General features: G+C 68.0%; 14 protein-coding genes. 7 read left to right on the top strand and 7 right to left on the bottom strand.

Annotated features, from left to right (window positions below; translation table 11 throughout):
- The first annotated feature begins 3 nt into the window (after nucleotides 1-3).
- The 4 genes from G524_RS0109085 to G524_RS0109070 all read left to right on the top strand — a co-directional run bounded on the left by G524_RS0109085 (nucleotide 4) and on the right by G524_RS0109070 (nucleotide 3,915).
- The gene (locus G524_RS0109085; protein ID WP_027443436.1) at nucleotides 4-1,611 is read left to right on the top strand and encodes a carboxyl transferase domain-containing protein; all 1,608 of its coding nucleotides are present in this window, start codon (nucleotides 4-6) and stop codon (nucleotides 1,609-1,611) included.
- A gap of 106 nt (nucleotides 1,612-1,717) precedes the next feature.
- Nucleotides 1,718-2,359 (top strand): lysophospholipid acyltransferase family protein, encoded by a 642-nt coding sequence (locus tag G524_RS0109080; protein ID WP_245561334.1) that lies wholly within the window; start codon nucleotides 1,718-1,720, stop codon nucleotides 2,357-2,359.
- Nucleotides 2,352-3,161, top strand: a complete 810-nt coding sequence (locus G524_RS0109075) for a DUF1295 domain-containing protein (protein WP_027443434.1) — start codon at nucleotides 2,352-2,354, stop codon at nucleotides 3,159-3,161. Before G524_RS0109080 ends, G524_RS0109075 begins: the two co-directional genes overlap by 8 nt.
- Nucleotides 3,162-3,276: 115 nt before the next feature.
- A complete protein-coding gene (locus G524_RS0109070) occupies nucleotides 3,277-3,915 on the top strand; it encodes a hypothetical protein (RefSeq protein WP_027443433.1) in 639 nt (212 codons plus the stop codon).
- 40 nt (nucleotides 3,916-3,955) lie between these two features.
- On the opposite strand, the gene G524_RS15450 is transcribed toward G524_RS0109070, so the two are convergent.
- The 5 genes from G524_RS15450 to G524_RS16310 all read right to left on the bottom strand — a co-directional run bounded on the left by G524_RS15450 (nucleotide 3,956) and on the right by G524_RS16310 (nucleotide 9,996).
- Nucleotides 3,956-4,480 (bottom strand): nuclear transport factor 2 family protein, encoded by a 525-nt coding sequence (locus tag G524_RS15450; RefSeq protein ID WP_169447841.1) that lies wholly within the window; start codon nucleotides 4,478-4,480, stop codon nucleotides 3,956-3,958.
- 49 nt (nucleotides 4,481-4,529) lie between these two features.
- Nucleotides 4,530-5,315: a M50 family metallopeptidase gene (locus tag G524_RS15445; RefSeq protein WP_036857695.1), complete on the bottom strand. Its 786-nt coding sequence runs from the start codon at nucleotides 5,313-5,315 to the stop codon at nucleotides 4,530-4,532.
- A gap of 3 nt (nucleotides 5,316-5,318) precedes the next feature.
- Nucleotides 5,319-6,467, bottom strand: a complete 1,149-nt coding sequence (locus tag G524_RS0109055; protein WP_027443432.1) for an AI-2E family transporter — start codon at nucleotides 6,465-6,467, stop codon at nucleotides 5,319-5,321.
- A gap of 65 nt (nucleotides 6,468-6,532) precedes the next feature.
- Nucleotides 6,533-9,094: a DNA topoisomerase (ATP-hydrolyzing) subunit B gene (gyrB, locus tag G524_RS0109050; RefSeq protein WP_027443431.1), complete on the bottom strand. Its 2,562-nt coding sequence runs from the start codon at nucleotides 9,092-9,094 to the stop codon at nucleotides 6,533-6,535.
- A 95-nt stretch (nucleotides 9,095-9,189) separates the two neighbouring features.
- Nucleotides 9,190-9,996, bottom strand: coding sequence for a PIG-L family deacetylase (locus G524_RS16310; protein ID WP_051221054.1), 807 nt, complete (start codon nucleotides 9,994-9,996; stop codon nucleotides 9,190-9,192).
- Nucleotides 9,997-10,086: 90 nt separating this feature from the next.
- Here G524_RS16310 and G524_RS0109040 point away from each other — a divergent pair, with 90 nt between their 5' ends.
- On the top strand, nucleotides 10,087-11,649 hold the full coding sequence (locus G524_RS0109040; protein ID WP_051221052.1) for a class I adenylate-forming enzyme family protein: 1,563 nt from the start codon (nucleotides 10,087-10,089) through the stop codon (nucleotides 11,647-11,649).
- Between the two features lie 217 nt (nucleotides 11,650-11,866).
- Here the strand turns inward: G524_RS0109040 and G524_RS16830 are convergent, their stop codons facing one another.
- On the bottom strand, nucleotides 11,867-12,115 hold the full coding sequence (locus G524_RS16830; protein WP_156894059.1) for a hypothetical protein: 249 nt from the start codon (nucleotides 12,113-12,115) through the stop codon (nucleotides 11,867-11,869).
- A 439-nt stretch (nucleotides 12,116-12,554) separates the two neighbouring features.
- A complete protein-coding gene (locus tag G524_RS0109030; protein WP_027443429.1) occupies nucleotides 12,555-12,878 on the bottom strand; it encodes a UrcA family protein in 324 nt (107 codons plus the stop codon).
- A gap of 268 nt (nucleotides 12,879-13,146) precedes the next feature.
- Here G524_RS0109030 and guaA point away from each other — a divergent pair, with 268 nt between their 5' ends.
- On the top strand, nucleotides 13,147-14,748 hold the full coding sequence (guaA, locus tag G524_RS0109025; protein ID WP_051221050.1) for a glutamine-hydrolyzing GMP synthase: 1,602 nt from the start codon (nucleotides 13,147-13,149) through the stop codon (nucleotides 14,746-14,748).
- 279 nt (nucleotides 14,749-15,027) lie between these two features.
- Nucleotides 15,028-15,693: a YceI family protein gene (locus G524_RS0109020; protein ID WP_051221048.1), complete on the top strand. Its 666-nt coding sequence runs from the start codon at nucleotides 15,028-15,030 to the stop codon at nucleotides 15,691-15,693.
- Nucleotides 15,694-15,759 lie beyond the last annotated feature (66 nt).

The raw sequence follows: 15,759 nt of genomic DNA, 5'->3' as shown, positions 1-15,759 counted from the left end.
GCGATGAGCGCCCCCGTCCTTCCCACCCGGCTCGACCGCGAGGCGCCCGAGGCCAAGGCGCGCTTTGCCCATAACCACGCGCTCGCCCAGCAACTGCGCGCGCGGGTGGCCGAAGCCGCGCTCGGCGGACCGGAAAAGCACCGCGAACGGCATGTGGCGCGCGGCAAGCTGCTCCCGCGCGAGCGGGTCGAGCGGCTGCTCGATCCGGGTTCGCCCTTCCTCGAGATCGGCCAGCTTGCCGCCTATGGCATGTATGAGGGCGATGTGAACGGCGCCTCGATCATTTGCGGGGTGGGGCGCGTTGCGGGCCGGCAGTGCATGATCGTGTGCAATGATGCGACGGTGAAGGGCGGCACCTATTACCCGATGACGGTGAAGAAGCACCTGCGCGCGCAGGAAATCGCGGCCGAAAACCGCCTGCCCTGCATCTATCTGGTGGATAGTGGCGGGGCGAACCTGCCGCATCAGGCCGAGGTCTTCCCCGACCGCGACCACTTCGGGCGCATCTTCTTCAATCAGGCCAACATGAGCGCAGCGGGCATCCCCCAGATCGCCTGCGTGATGGGCAGTTGCACCGCGGGCGGGGCTTATGTGCCCGCCATGTCCGATGAGACCGTGATCGTCCGCAATCAGGGCACCATCTTCCTTGCCGGCCCGCCGCTGGTGAAGGCGGCGACGGGCGAGGAGATCAGCGCCGAGGACCTCGGCGGCGGTGACTTGCACGCCAGGAAGTCCGGCGTGGTCGATCACTTGGCCGAGAATGACGAGCACGCGCTTACCATCGTGCGCGATATCGTCAGCCACTTGGGCGCGAATACCGGGGCGGCGAAGGACGTGGCGGTGAAGGACCCGCGCCCGCCCAAATATGATCCGCAAGACCTCTACGCCCTCATCCCCGAGGACGTGCGCGCGCCCTATGATGTGAAGGAAGTGATCGCGCGGCTGGTGGACGGCAGCGAGTTCCACGAGTTCAAGGCGCATTACGGCACCACCCTCGTCTGCGGCTTTGCCCATATCTGGGGGATGCCGGTGGCGATCCTCGCCAATAATGGCGTGCTCTTTTCCGAAAGCGCGCAGAAGGGCGCGCATTTCATCGAGCTTGCCTGCCAGCGCCGCATTCCGCTCCTGTTCCTGCAGAACATCTCCGGCTTCATGGTCGGCGGGAAATACGAGGCCGAAGGCATCGCCAAGCACGGGGCGAAGCTGGTGACGGCGGTGGCCACCGCCACCGTGCCCAAGGTGACGGTGATCATCGGCGGGAGCTTCGGCGCGGGCAATTATGGCATGTGCGGGCGCGCCTATTCGCCGCGCTTCCTGTTCACCTGGCCCAATGCCCGCATCTCGGTGATGGGGGGCGAACAGGCGGCGAGCGTGCTTGCCACCGTCCACCGCGATGCCGAGAGGTGGACACCCGAACAGGCCGAGGCCTTCAAGGCGCCCATCCGCCAAAAGTATGAGGACGAAGGCAACCCCTACTACGCCACCGCCCGCCTGTGGGACGACGGGGTGATCGACCCGGTGCAGACCCGCGACGTGCTGGGGCTGGCCTTTGCCGCCTGCCTCGAAGCGCCGATCCCTGAGCGGGCGGCGTTTGGGGTGTTCAGGATGTAGGTTCCTCCCCGGGTTTGCTCGAGGAAGATTAATCCTTCCTGCGCCCCCTTGCGTAGCTGGGACGTGTTAGGCCACAACGAACCCGCCTTTGGGAGGGGCGCACCGCTTGAATGCACCGATCACCTCTGCGCCCGCGCGCAAGCCCTCGCTTTTGTCGCGCCTGGTGCGGCGGATCATCCTTTGGATCTACCGCCTGATGGGCTGGAAGATCGAAAGCCCGCTGCCGCAGCACCTGAAAAAATATGTCATCGCCGGGGCGCCGCACACCTCCAACTGGGATTTCGTGTTCTTCACCGGTGCCACCCATGAACAGGGCATCCTGCCCAATTTCATGGGCAAGCACACGCTGTTCACATGGCCGATGACGCGCTTCATGCACGATATGGGCGGCATTCCCATCGATCGGCGCACAAGCGCCAATTATGTCGATCAGGTCGCCGCCGAATTCGCCCGGCGCGATCGCCTCGCACTGGTCGTCGCGGTCGAAGGCACGCGCCGGAGCGATGGCAAGTGGAAATCGGGCTTCTACCACATCGCCCGTGCCGCCGGGGTGCCGATCGTGCCCGCCTTTGCCGACAATGCCCGGCGCATCCTCAGCTTTGGGGAACCGCTGTGGCCGAGCGGCAATTATGGCGAGGATCTCTTGAAGCTCGCCCAATGGTTCCGCTCCAAGCTCCCCGATTACGAGCGTTTCAGGGTGCTTGAACAACAGGCCCGCGACATCATTGCCGGAAAGAACGATGTTTGAACTGCTTGCCCTCAACGCCGCAATCCTGCTGGTGCTGGTGCTGATCCTCTGGGCGATCAGCGTGAGGATCAACGATGTGTCCTTCATCGATGCCTTCTGGGGGGCAGGCATGGGAATCCTTGCGGTGGCAAGCTGGCTCCACGTGCCGGGCGGGCCGGGGGCGCTTGCCACGCTCATCATGGCGATGACCGCGGCCTGGGGCTTTCGCCTCGGCATCTACCTGTTCCTGCGCTGGCGCCGCGAGGGCGAGGACAAGCGCTACAGGATGATCCTCAAGAAGGACCGCGAGGCCGGCCGCTTTGCGCAAGCCGCGCTCACCCGGGTGTGGCTGATGCAGGCGGTGCTGCTGTTTGCCGTCTCGAGCCCGGCGCAGGTCGGCATCCTCGCCAGCCCCCAGCCTTCGCCGATCCCGCCGCTCGCCTGGGCGGGCCTTGCGCTGTGGGGTGTGGGCGTGTTCTTCGAATGGGTGGGCGACTGGCAGCTGGCCCGCTTCAAGGCCGAGCCCGCCAATCACGGCAAGGTGCTCGACACCGGGCTGTGGCGCTATACCCGCCACCCCAATTATTTCGGCGATTTCTGCGCCTGGTGGGGCATCTGGCTCGCCTGCGCGGCGACCGGGTGGGAATATGCTGCCGCCACAGTGATCGGGCCGTTGTTCCTCAGCTTCACGCTCACCAGGTGGTCGGGAGTGACGCTGCTCGAAAAGGGGCTCGATCGCTCCAAGGGCGAGGCCTATGCCGCCTACAAGCGCCGCACCTCGGCCTTTTTCCCGCTGCCGCCGCGGAACGAAAGGCGCGCCTGACCGTCAAGGGCACATGCGCTTTTCCTTGCTGCGCCGCACACAAATCGACCAGCGGCCCTTTCGGGGCGGGCCGGCATCGCCTATGTTGGCCGCGGAGCAAGGAGGCACAGGCGCGATGGCACTTAGCGAAACGGCCCGGCAAGCCGAGCGCGAGCGGATCGCGCGGCTGGTGCTCGATCTCGTCAAGGAGCGCGGCGCCGAGGTGCCCTGGAGCGTCGCCATGGCCGAAAGCGGGCTGACCCGCGCCCGGTTCGAGGCGCTGTTTGCCGATTATGACGACCTGTTCGATGCGGTGGCCCAGCTCTGGCTCGCCCCGCATCTGGCGGTGATGGAGGAGGTGCTGGCCTCGCACCTGCCCCCGCCGCGCAAGATGTATGAGTTCTTCCGCCGCCGCTTCGTCATCTCGCGCGAGCGCTTCCGCGAAGACCCGCAGTTCTTCACCGTGCTGTGCGAGATGGGCGCCGCCAATTTCGAGCGGGTGCGCTCCTATGTCGATCTGGCGGATCACTACCTGTGCGAGCTGATCGCCGAGGCCCAGGCCGAAGGCTTCTTTGCGGGCCTCGAGATCGACGAGGCGCTTTCGCTCATCAACCAGATGATCTCCAACTACACCCTGCCCGATGCGCTGATCTATCTCGGCGACAAGCTCACCGAGCACAAGCTGGCGCGGATCGTCGATACCATGTTCATCGGGCTTTCGGGCGAGGCCGGGAGCGAGGCGGGCGGCATGAACACACTCAAGGTTGCTTCCTGAAGCCCGAGGCGCCCGCAAGCACAGGCGGCAGCGCCGGTCTTCACCCTTCCCCCGCCGCGGCCCACCAGGCTGCCGCGGGATCGGCCTCGCCCCGCGCGCCGCGGCGCCTGAGGCCCTCAAACAGCCCGCCTGAGGTCGCCATGCTGGCCGGGCGGGTGCTGTTCCAGTCCATCACATAGAGCCGCTCGGCAATCAGCCAGCGCCCGCCGCGCTGTTCCAGCCGATCAAGATAGCGCCCGCCCACCACCACCTCGATCTCGCCCTCGCCGCCAGCGCCGGGCATGATGTGGAGCGCGACGCAGTGGGTCTCGGCCCGCGCGGTCTTGCCGCTGATGCGCATGATCGTGTTCGAGATATTGTGCTGGGTGAGGCGCATCGCCCTGAGCCCTGCCATCAGCGCCGGGATCGCCTCGGCCACTCGGCGGGCGCCATCGCCATAATCGATCACCGCCTCGGGGGTGAAGGCGGCGGCGAGCTGGTCGGGATCGCAGCGATCGATGCCGCGGCAATAGAGCGCGAGCGTTTCGGCAATGGCGAGCCGGTCGGCAATCTCGGTGCTGTCCATCGCCACGCATCTTAGCGCGCCGCGGCGGCGGGCGGCACTGCCACTTGCATCAGCGCCGCCGCCGCGCACGGAACTGGAGCACATTGGCCGGGCGCCGCGGCGGCGGCGGGCGCAGGCGGTGCTCGGCCAGGGCATAGCGCAGCGCCACGCCGGTGATGAGGCCGCCGACACCCAAGATCAGCCCCGCCCACAGCCAGTGCGGCAGGCCCAGGCCTGCGGCGATCTGCCCGGTGTCGGATAGGAAGGTCTTGCCATCGATCACCGCGCGCGCGCTCAGGAGATAGCCCGCATCGCGCAGCATGCTGAGCGCGGCGAGCACGCCCAGGAACTGGAGCGTGAAGCGCAGCACCGCGGGCCGGGCGCGCCAGGCCACGAGCGCGAGGAAGGCGGCAAGTAGCGGCAGCACCGCATAGCCCACCGGGGCGCGCACCCAGATGATGGTGCTCGCCAGGATCGCCGCGCTCACCAGCCACAGCACCGCCCGAAAGGCGCGCGGATGGGCGCTCGCCACGATCAGCCCCGCGCCCACCAGGCTCGGCGCCAGCGGCCCGCCCGCGGCGATCGCGGCAAGCACCAGCGGCGAGGTGCCTTCCACCACGCGATATTGCGCCACGCCCGAGCCGCTCGCAAAGATCATCAGCCGCTCAAAATCCTGCCCCAGCGCCATGGCGGCAAGGCCATGGCCCATCTCGTGGAACCAGGTGGTGAGGATGAGGAAGGGATAGGCAAGGAAGGTGCCGAAGGGCAGCGCCGGCAGCAGCACCACCACCAGCGCCGCCAGCGCCAGCCGACCTACGGCCTCGCTCTGGCTGCCGGGGGTGACGCGCGGCAGCACACCCTAGCCTGCGTCAGCCGCTTCGGCCTCGTCGGGCACGTGGCCCGAGGCATCGACCCTGATCCCGCCGCTGCGCGCACTCTCCGCGTCGGCCTCGCGCTGTTCGCGCAGGATCGACCAGCTGGCGAGGAACAGCCCGGCCACCAGCGGGCCGAGCACGATGCCGGAAAAGCCGACGAGGCTGATCCCCCCCAGCGTGGTGATGAGGATGATCCAGTCGGGAATGCCGGTGTCTCGCCCCACCAGGATCGGGCGCAGCACATTGTCGGCCGAGGAGATGATGAAAAAGCCGACGAAGAGCACGAACAGCCCCTGCCAGGTCGCGCCCGAAATCAGCAGCCACAGCCCCGCCGGCACCCACACCGCGCCCGAGCCGATCACCGGCACCAGCGCGAAGACCCCCATCACCACCCCGAGCAGCAGCGCCGAGGGCACCCCGGCGATGGTGAGCGTGAGCGTGCCGAGCGCGCCCTGCACGATCGCCACCACCCCGGTGCCCTTGATCGTGGCGCGCACGATCCCGAGGAAACGCTCGGCAAGGCGATCGGCGATCGCGCGCTCCACCGGCACCGCGCACAGCACCGTGCGCCCGATCCGCTCGCCATCGCGCAAGAGGAAGAACATGACGTAGAGCGCGACGCCAAAGGAGAGGAGAAAGCTCAGCGCCCCGCTGCCGATCGAGACCGCCTGGCTCGCAATCATCCCGGCGCTCTGGGTCAGCAGCTCCTGGAGGCGGGTCTGCACCATGGCGACATCGCCCCAGCCGCTGCGGTCGATGGCATCGCGCGCGACCTCGGGCAGCATGTCATGGACGCGGTTGAACAGGCCGGCAAGATCGAGCGGCTGCTGCTGGAGCCGCGCGACCAGCGCGATCGCTTCCTGCGCCACCAGCGTGGCGAGCCACAGCGCCGGCACCATCACCGCAAAGAAGATGATGAACAGGCTCAGCACCGCGGCCGGGTTGCGCTTGCCGCGCAGGCGCTTGAGCACCGCGCGGTAGAGCGGCTGGAACATGATCGCCGCCAACCCCGCCCACAGCAGCGGCTGGGCAAAGGGCCAGATGATCACCGCCATCAGCAGGCTGACGACGGCCAGGATCAAGAGAAAGCTTGCGTGCTGCAGATCGGCGGTGCGCTGGGGCAGGTGGGCCATGGCGGGGGCTTTCTGCGAAGCGTCAGCGGGGGGGCGCAGCGGCGCGGCGAACCGGCATCGGGCGATCACACATCGAGATTGGCGACATTGAGGGCATTGTCCTGGATGAAGGCGCGCCGCGGCTCGACGATATCGCCCATCAGGCGGGTGAAGATCTCGTCGGTGACATCGCCATCCTCGACCTTGACCTGGAGCAGCGCGCGGTTGGCGGGATCGAGCGTGGTTTCCCACAATTGCTCGGCATTCATCTCGCCCAGGCCCTTGTAGCGCTGGATCGACAGGCCCTTGCGCCCGGCGGCGAAGATCGCCTCGAGCAGCTGGGTCGGGCGGCTGATCGCATCGGGAAGTGCCGTCGCCGGCTGCGGCGCGGCCTCCTCCTCGCCGGCAAGCGCGCCCGGCGCCTCGGCGGCAGGCTCGCTGTCGCGCTCCTCGGCCCCGGCGCCCGCGCGCACCAGCCGCACCGGGGTGGCATAGGCCTCGGCCTGGGCGGCGGCGAGCGCATCGAGCTTGAGCGCCTCGGTGCTGGCAAGGAAGCGCGCGTCGACCTCGTGCCTGTCGGTGACCCCGCGCCAGACCCGCTCGAACAGGGCCGTGCCATCGGGCAAGAGCGCCGCGCTCCAGCGCGCTTCGCCATCGCCCGCGCCCAGCCGCGCGGCGGTGCGCGCCAGCGCCTCTGCCAGCGCCGCGCCCGAGAGCCCGGGGGCGAGCGCGCCGCTCAGCGCCATCTGTTCGACGATCGCGCTGTCATAGCGGCGCGGAACGAAGGCGAGCAGGTTCTTGAGCCTGAGCGCCGCATCGACCAGCGCGCGCAGATCCTCGGCCGCGCGGGTGCCGCCAGCAGTTTCCAGCACCCGCCCCTGCAGCCCGGCCTCAACGAGGTAGCGATCGAGCGCGGCCTGATCCTTGAGATAGACCTCGCTCCTGCCCTTGGAGACCTTGTAGAGCGGCGGCTGGGCGATGAACAGGTGCCCGGCGCGGATGATCTCGGGCATCTGGCGGTGAAAGAAGGTCAGGAGCAGCGTGCGGATATGGGCGCCGTCCACATCCGCGTCGGTCATGATGATGATCTTGTGATAGCGCAGCTTTTCAAGGTTGAACTCGTCGCGGATGCCGGTGCCCAGCGCCTGGATCAGGGTGCCCACTTCCTTGGAGGAGATGATCCGGTCGAACCGGGCGCGCTCGACATTGAGGATCTTGCCCTTCAAGGGCAGGATCGCCTGCGTCTTGCGATCGCGCCCCTGCTTGGCGCTGCCGCCCGCCGAATCGCCCTCGACCAGGAACAGCTCGGACTTGGCCGGATCGCGCTCCTGGCAATCGGCGAGCTTGCCGGGCAGCGAGGCAATGCTCATCGCCCCCTTGCGGCTCATCTCGCGCGCGCGCCGGGCGGCCTCGCGCGCGGCGGCGGCATCGATCACCTTCTGGATGATCGCCCGGGCCTCGGCGGGGTTTTCCTCGAGCCATTCGCTCATCTTGTCGCTCATCAGCGATTCGAGCGGCTGGCGCACTTCGGAGGAAACCAGCTTGTCCTTGGTCTGGCTCGAGAACTTGGGATCGGGCAGCTTGACCGAGACGATCGCGGTAAGCCCTTCGCGCATGTCCTCGCCCGAAAGGCTCACCTTCTCCTTCTTGAGCATCCCCGAGCGCTCGGCATAGGCGTTGAGCGTGCGGGTGAGCGCGGCGCGGAAGGCGGCAAGGTGCGTGCCGCCATCGCGCTGGGGGATGTTGTTGGTGAAGGCGAGCACGTTCTCGTAATAGGAATCGTTCCATTCGAGCGCGACATCGATGCCGATCCCGTCCCTTTCGGCCGAGACCGAAATCGGCTCGGCAATGAGCGGCTGCTTGTTGCGATCGAGCCATTTGACGAAGGCGGCGATCCCGCCCTCGTAATAGAGATCGTGCTCGAGATGCTCGGCATGGCGCTTGTCGCGCAGCAGGATGCGCACCCCGGAATTGAGGAAGGCAAGCTCGCGGTAGCGGTGCTCGAGCTTGTCGAAATCGAACTCGGTGACGTTCTTGAAGGTCTCGCCGCTGGCCTTGAAGGTGACGCGCGTGCCCTTCTTGCGGCCCATGGCATCGCCGCCCTGCGCCACCAGGGGGGCCTCGCCCACCACCTTCAAGGGCGCGACCGGATCGCCGTGTTCAAAGCGCATCCAGTGCTCCTTGCCCTCGCGCCAGATGGTCAGCTCCAGCCATTCCGACAGGGCATTGACCACCGAGACACCGACGCCGTGCAGCCCGCCGGAAACCTTGTAGGCATTGTCGTCCGAGGTGTTCTCGAACTTGCCGCCGGCGTGCAGCTGGGTCATGATCACCTCGGCCGCCGAGACGCCTTCTTCGGGGTGGATGTCGGTGGGGATGCCGCGGCCATTGTCCTCCACGCTGACGCTGCCATCGGGATTGAGTTCGATCAGCACCAGGTCGCAATGCCCGGCCAGCGCCTCGTCGATGGCATTGTCGGAGACCTCGAACACCATGTGGTGCAGGCCCGAGCCGTCATCGGTGTCGCCGATATACATCCCCGGGCGCTTGCGCACCGCATCGAGGCCCTTCAGAACCTTGATCGATTCCGCGCCATATGCGCTGGCCTTGGGGCGTTTTTCGGGGGTCGAATGGGTGGTTTCGCTCATGCCGATCATATAGGCGCTCGCGCCGCGAAACCCAACCGCGCATCGGGGCCGGTCGCGGCTTTTCCACCAGTGGCAGGGGCCTTGCGCGCGGGGGCCTAGAAGGCCGGGCGGAAATGCACCTTGCCTTGCCACATGGTGGCATCAAGCAGCGCCATCATCCCCGCGCGCGTGGCGGCGTCGAACTGGGTGGCGTGGCACATGGCGGCAGCCCTGGCCGCCTCGAGATCGGCAGGGGTATAGGCGATCGTCTCGGTCAGGAGCGCGGGATCGGTGGTCGCCCATGGCGCCATCTCGGGCACCGGGGGCAGACGGCCTGCGGGAATGGCGACATAGAGCAGGCGCGCGCGGCGCGCGGCGGGCAGGGCCTGGACGATCTCAGTGATGATCGCGCTCACCATGCGGTGATCGGCATGGCCATAGCCGCCATCCGGCCCCCAGGTGAGGATGAGATCGGTCTCGCCGAGCCAGGCGGCAAGATCATCGCGCAGCGCCCGCGCCGGGCTGCCCGGCTGGTGCGCGGCGATCCCGAGCCTGCCATCGCCGCGATCGAGGCTGGCAACCGAGCCTGCACCCAGCGCCGCGGCGGCGCACAGCGCCTCGCGGTAACGCGCCTCGCCCAAGGCCTTGCCCGGCGCCAGGCCCGAAACCCCCGGCCCGGCATCGCCGAGCGTGGCATAGGCGAGCTCGACCCGCGCGCCCTCCCGCGCGAGGGCGGCGAGCGCCGGGGCCATGGTCAGTTCGTCATCGGGATGGGCAAGCACCACGGTCACGCGCCCGGGCACGGCGCGCGCAGTCGCTGCGGCGGGCGCCTGCGCTCCTGCCTCTCCTCTTGCCGCCGCCGGCCCGGCCGCCAGCACCGCCAGCGCCGCTATCAGCGCGATTGCCGCCCGTGTGCCGATCATCGCCTCGCTCCCTCTTGTCCTGCCCCCGCTCCTGCCACGTGAGCGCGCCGGCTGGCAATCGCCTTGCGCGCGCGCGCGCCGCGGTTATGGATGCGCTCCATGAGCCACGAGACGATGATCGCCCGCCTTTCAGAGCCCTTCGGCTCCTTCCCCGAAATCCTGATGGAATGGTCACGCATCAAGGGGGACGAGCTTGCCCTGCGCGATGACAAGCGCGACGTTTACTGGGCGGAACTGGTCGGTCTGGTCGAGCGGCTCGCGGCACGGCTGGTGGAGACGGGCCTTCAGCGCGGGCAATCGGTGGCGATCCTCGGCACGTCCAGCGTCGAATATGCGCTTGCGTTCCTCGCCGCGGTGCGCGCCGGGGGCGTGGCCGCCCCGCTCACCACCAGCGCCAGCCGCGAACAGTTGGAGGGCATGGCGCGCGATTCGGGCGCCATCCACCTGTTCATCGATGCCGCCAAGGCGGCCGAACTCGGCCCCGATTTCATGGCCGATCTCGTCCGCGTGCCGCTCGAGCACATCGAGCAATGGATGGCCCCGCCCGGCGCCCGCGCGCCCGCCTTCACCCCCGAGCCGAAAGACCCTTTCAACATCATCTATTCCTCGGGCACCACCGGCACGCCTAAGGGCATTGTCCATTCGCACCTGATGCGCTGGCGGCAATTTGCGGCAACCGCGCTCAGCTATCTCAACGCCGGGATGGAGGTGCGCTCGCTCGCCTCGACCCCGCTCTATTCCAACACCACCATGGTCGCCTTCCTACCGGTGCTGCTGGCGGGGGGCTGCGTGCGCGTGATGGGCAAGTTCGATTGCGCGCGCTGGCTCGAACACGCCGAGGCCGATCGCACCACCATCACCATGCTGGTGCCGGTGCAATACCAGCGGCTGATGGATTTTCCCGGCTTTGACGATTTCGACCTGTCGAGCCTCAGGCTCAAATATTGCACCTCGGCGCCCTTTTCCGCCGCATTGAAGCGCGAGGTGCTGCGCCGCATGCCGGGGGGCCTGATCGAGATCTATTCGATGACTGAGGGCGGCGTGGTGTGCCTGCTCGCGGCCCACGAGTTTCCCGACAAGCTCCACACCGTCGGCCGGCCCGCGCCGGGGAGCGAACTCAAGGTGCTCGATGACGAGGACCGCGAAGTGCCCCCCGGCACCCCCGGCCACCTCGTCGGGCGCAGCCTCACCATGATGAGCGGCTACAACAACCGCCCCGACAAGACCGCCGAAGCCCAGTGGATCGACCCTGCCACCGGCGAGGTGTGGATGCGCATGGGCGATATCGGCCGGGTGGATGCGGATGGCTTTGTCGAACTGGTCGGCCGCGCCAAGGACATGATCATCTCGGGCGGCTTCAACATCTATCCCAGCGATCTCGAGGCCGAGCTGGTCAAGGAACCGGGGGTGCGCGAGGCGGCGGTGGTGGGCGTGCCCTCGCGCCGCTGGGGGGAAAGCCCGGTGGGCTTCGTGGTGCTCGAGGAGGGCGCCGCCGATACGGCCAGCATCCTCGCCGCGGTCAATGCCCGGCTGGGCAAGACCCAGCGGCTCGCCGCGCTGCATGCGATCGAGGAGATGCCGCGCAGCCATATCGGCAAGCTGCTCAAGACCAGCCTGCGCGAGAAGGCGGCGCAATTGGGCGGGGTCCAATAGGCCCGCAAGCACGCGCGCGGGGGGCGAGTGCGGGGCGAGAGATGTGGCACGGCCCGGCCCCTCGGCGCGAGAGGCCGGGCCGCCATGGAGAGGGCGCCTTGCGCCCGGCGCCTACGTGCCAGCGCGCTGAGATGCTGACGCATCACGCGCTGGACATGCTCAAGCGCCGCACGGGCTTGACCAAGGCCCGATGAACGAGGCTCATCGCGCCTTGGTGTTACACGATAAAGGTGTTGAACGCGGTGCCGCTGGCAGCCAGCGCCAGCACCAGGGCAAGCGCCCTTTCGCCGATCATGTTCATGCTTGGGCTTCCCTGTTCTGTTGTGCTTGGGAGGAAACCCGGGCGACCAAGGGGGGAGAGAGAGGGGAGGATCGCCCGGGTCGCCACATAATCTAGAAAGCCACGCGCAATTTTCAATCTCTCTTGAGACTGAAAATAATTCATCACCGCAATCGGAAAATGCAATCACGCGGCGCCTGGTCTCCGGCGTCTCCGGCGTCTCCGGCCGCGCGGGGCGGCGTGAGACGCGGCCACCGTTTCAGGGGGGGGAGGAGGGTGGCCGCGTCTCTTTCGCTGCACGCCGGCGCGAGGCGCGGGCGGGGATCGGCGGGATCGCGAGCCGGGGGGAAAGCTCGCCGATCGGGCCTGATCCGGCAGGCGGGCAACCGGGCCGTGTTCGGCTGGCGGCTGCCGGGCGATGGTCTCGCCAGGGCGAGAAGGCCGGGATGGAGAGGGAGCCCGGCGCGCCCATCGCATGGGGAAGCAATTGGTGTTCGATCAAGCCGAATTCAAATGCGAAAACGCCAAGGCAAGTTGCATGAAATGCAATATCTAGGTGGCCCCGCCAAAGCAAACGGCCACCGGATCGCTCCGACGGCCGCTCGCTTGAGCCCGAGGGGAAGGCTCAGTTGGCCGCCACCGCGCGGCCGCGGCGCGCCTCGAGCGCGGCGACGCGCTCGACCTCGGCAAGCGCGGCGAGCTTGGCATCGGCGAGGCACTTCTCATCGATGACCGGGCGGCCATAGCCGTAGCGCGCCGCGTTCTCGATCGCGCAGGCCTTGCGCAGCTTGGCATCGATGCGCGCCTCGATCGCGGCCCGGCCTTCGGGGCTGGTCACATCGACATCGCCATAGGCGATGCGCACGGTCACGTGGTCACCGGCAGCAGGCGCGGCAAGCGCAGGGGCCGCCGCAGCGGCAAGGGCAAGGAGAGGAAGAGCAAAGCGCATGGGTCAAACTCCGGATGATGAGAGGGTGTTGAACAGGTGATGCCGTTTCCCGGCATTCGGTTGCTGTTTGCAACTGTAGTGCGGCGCACACAGCGATTGTGCAAATGCGAAAATGGCGAAATCGGTTCCAAAGATTGCAACACTTCCTGGCCACTTTCCCGGGAACCCCTTGATTCCTCGAAGAGCCCATAATGTTGCGTTGCAAAATGGCCGGCCAGCGCCCCGCCGATGCTGGACAGCGCCCGGCGCGCTGGCCTAATCCGCCGCCATGAACGCGCCCTCATCCCGCCCCGATTTCGGCGATTCCGCCGCGGGCGAATGCATCCTGATCGTCGATTTCGGCAGCCAGGTCACCCAGCTCATCGCCCGCCGCGTGCGCGAGGCCGGGGTCTATTGCGAGATCGCCCCCTTCACCCAGGCCGAGGCCGCCTTTCACCGCCTGAGGCCTGCGGGCATCATCCTGTCCGGCTCGCCCGCGAGCGTGCCCGAGGAGGGCAGCCCGCGCGCGCCGCAGCTGCTGTTCGAGGCCGGGGTGCCGATCCTCGGCATCTGCTATGGCCAGCAGGTGATGACGCACCAGCTCGGCGGCGAGGTGCGCCCCGGCCATGAAACCGGCGAGGGCGGCGAGTTCGGCCGCGCCTTCCTCACCGTTTCCGCCGAATGTGCGCTGTTCGACGGGCTCTGGCAGGTGGGCGAGCGCCACCAGGTGTGGATGAGCCATGGCGACAAGGTCACCCGGCTTGCCCCGGGTTTCGCGATCGTCGCCACTTCGGACGGCGCCCCCTTTGCCGTGATCGCCGACGAGGCGCGGCGCTTCTATGGCACCCAGTTCCATCCCGAGGTGGTGCACACCCCCGATGGCGCGCGGCTGATCGCCAATTTCGTGCGCCATGTCTGCGGCCTTTCCGGCACCTGGACCATGGCCGAGTTCCGCAAGACCAAGATCGCCGAGATCCGCGCCCAGGTGGGGGCGGGGCGGGTGATCTGCGGGCTTTCGGGCGGAGTCGATTCGGCGGTCGCCGCGGTGTTGATCCACGAGGCGATCGGTGATCAGCTCACCTGCGTCTTTGTCGATCATGGCCTGATGCGCATGAACGAGGCGCGCGAGGTGGTGGCGCTGTTCCGCGACCATTACAACATCCCGCTCGTCCATGTGGAGGCCGAGGACCTGTTCCTCGATGGGCTTGCCGGCCTCACCGATCCCGAAGCCAAGCGCAAGTTCATAGGCAAGACCTTCATCGAGGTGTTCGAGGCCGAGGCCAAGAAGCTCGGCGGGGCCGATTTCCTCGCCCAGGGCACGCTCTATCCCGACGTGATCGAGAGCGTCTCCTTCACCGGCGGGCCGAGCGTCACCATCAAGAGCCACCACAATGTCGGCGGCCTGCCCGAGCGCATGAACATGGCGCTGGTGGAGCCCTTGCGCGAGCTGTTCAAGGACGAGGTGCGCGCGCTCGGGCGCGAGCTGGGCCTGCCGCAGGCCTTTGTCGGGCGCCACCCCTTCCCCGGCCCCGGCCTTGCCATCCGCATCCCCGGCGAGGTGACGCGCGAGCGCTGCGAGACCCTGCGCAAGGCCGATGCGATCTATCTCGAGGAAATCCGCAATGCCGGGCTGTATGACGCGATCTGGCAGGCTTTTGCGGTGCTGCTGCCGGTCAAGACCGTGGGAGTGATGGGCGATGCGCGCACCTATGACCATGTCTGCGCGCTGCGCGCCGTGACCTCGACCGACGGGATGACGGCGGATGTCTTCCCCTTCGATGCCACCTTCCTCACCCGGGTGGCGACCAGGATCGTCAACGAAGTGAGGGGCATCAACCGGGTGGTCTATGACTATACCAGCAAGCCCCCCGGCACGATCGAATGGGAGTGAAGCGCGACACGGGCCGATCCGGGGGATCGGCACGGCCGCTTCACTCGGCACCGCAAGGTGCCGCGGGCCAAAGCGCGACACGGGCCGAGCCGCAGGGATCGGCACGGCCGCTTCACTCGGCACCGCAAGGCGGCGCGGGCCAAAGCGCGAGGCGGGCCGAGCCGCAGGGATCGCCGCGCGCAGCGCGCTGCGTCGCAAGGCCCCAGGCGCAATCCGAACCCTTCCCGCGGCGCGGATAATCGCATATCCCCGCCCCGCCCGTTTGAGCATGAAAGGTGCATGACCGTGACGCCGACTCGCCGCCCGTTCGCCCTTGCCGCCTCCCTTGGCGCCGCGCTTGCCCTCGGCCTTTCCGCCTGCGCCCAGCAGCCCGCCGGTGATGGGCCCCAGGCCGCCGCGACCGAAACCGCGCCGGTGACCGAGGGCACCTGGACACTCGATCCGGCGGCCTCGCGCCTCTCCTATGTCAGCATCAAGGCGGGCGAGGTGGCCGAGACCAACCGCTTCGATAGGCTTGCGGGCAGCGTTGCCCCCGATGGCAATGCCAGTCTCGAGATCGATCTCGCCTCGGTCAACACCGGGGTCGAGATCCGCGACGAGCGGATGCGCGACATCTTCTTCGAGGTTGCCGGAAATCCCAAGGCGACCGTGACCGCCAGGCTCGATCCGGCGGCCTTTGCCGGCCTGGCCGTGGGCCAGTCGCTCACCCGCCCGCTCAAGGCCACGGTGACGATCAAGGGCGCGAGCGCCGAGGTCGAGACCGAGGTGCTCGTCACCCGCGTGGCCGAGAACCGCGTCACCGTGGTGCCGAGCGCGCCGGTGATCATCTCGACCGACATGTTCGGCCTGACCGACGAGCTCGGCGAACTGCGCGCGCTCGCGCAGCTGCCCTCGATCACGCCCGCCGTGCCGGTGACCTTCGCGCTCAGCTTCACCCGGGCCTGAGCGCAGCCCCAGCGCCCGCGCCAGCGCCGCCCCTCATTGCCCTGGATCAAGGCCGCGCGCGGGCGA

Source organism: Erythrobacter cryptus DSM 12079, assembly GCF_000422985.1.
Taxonomy (GTDB): domain Bacteria; phylum Pseudomonadota; class Alphaproteobacteria; order Sphingomonadales; family Sphingomonadaceae; genus Erythrobacter; species Erythrobacter cryptus.
Note: the sequence above shows the minus strand (reverse complement) of the source record. Positions and strands in the feature narration are given on the sequence as shown.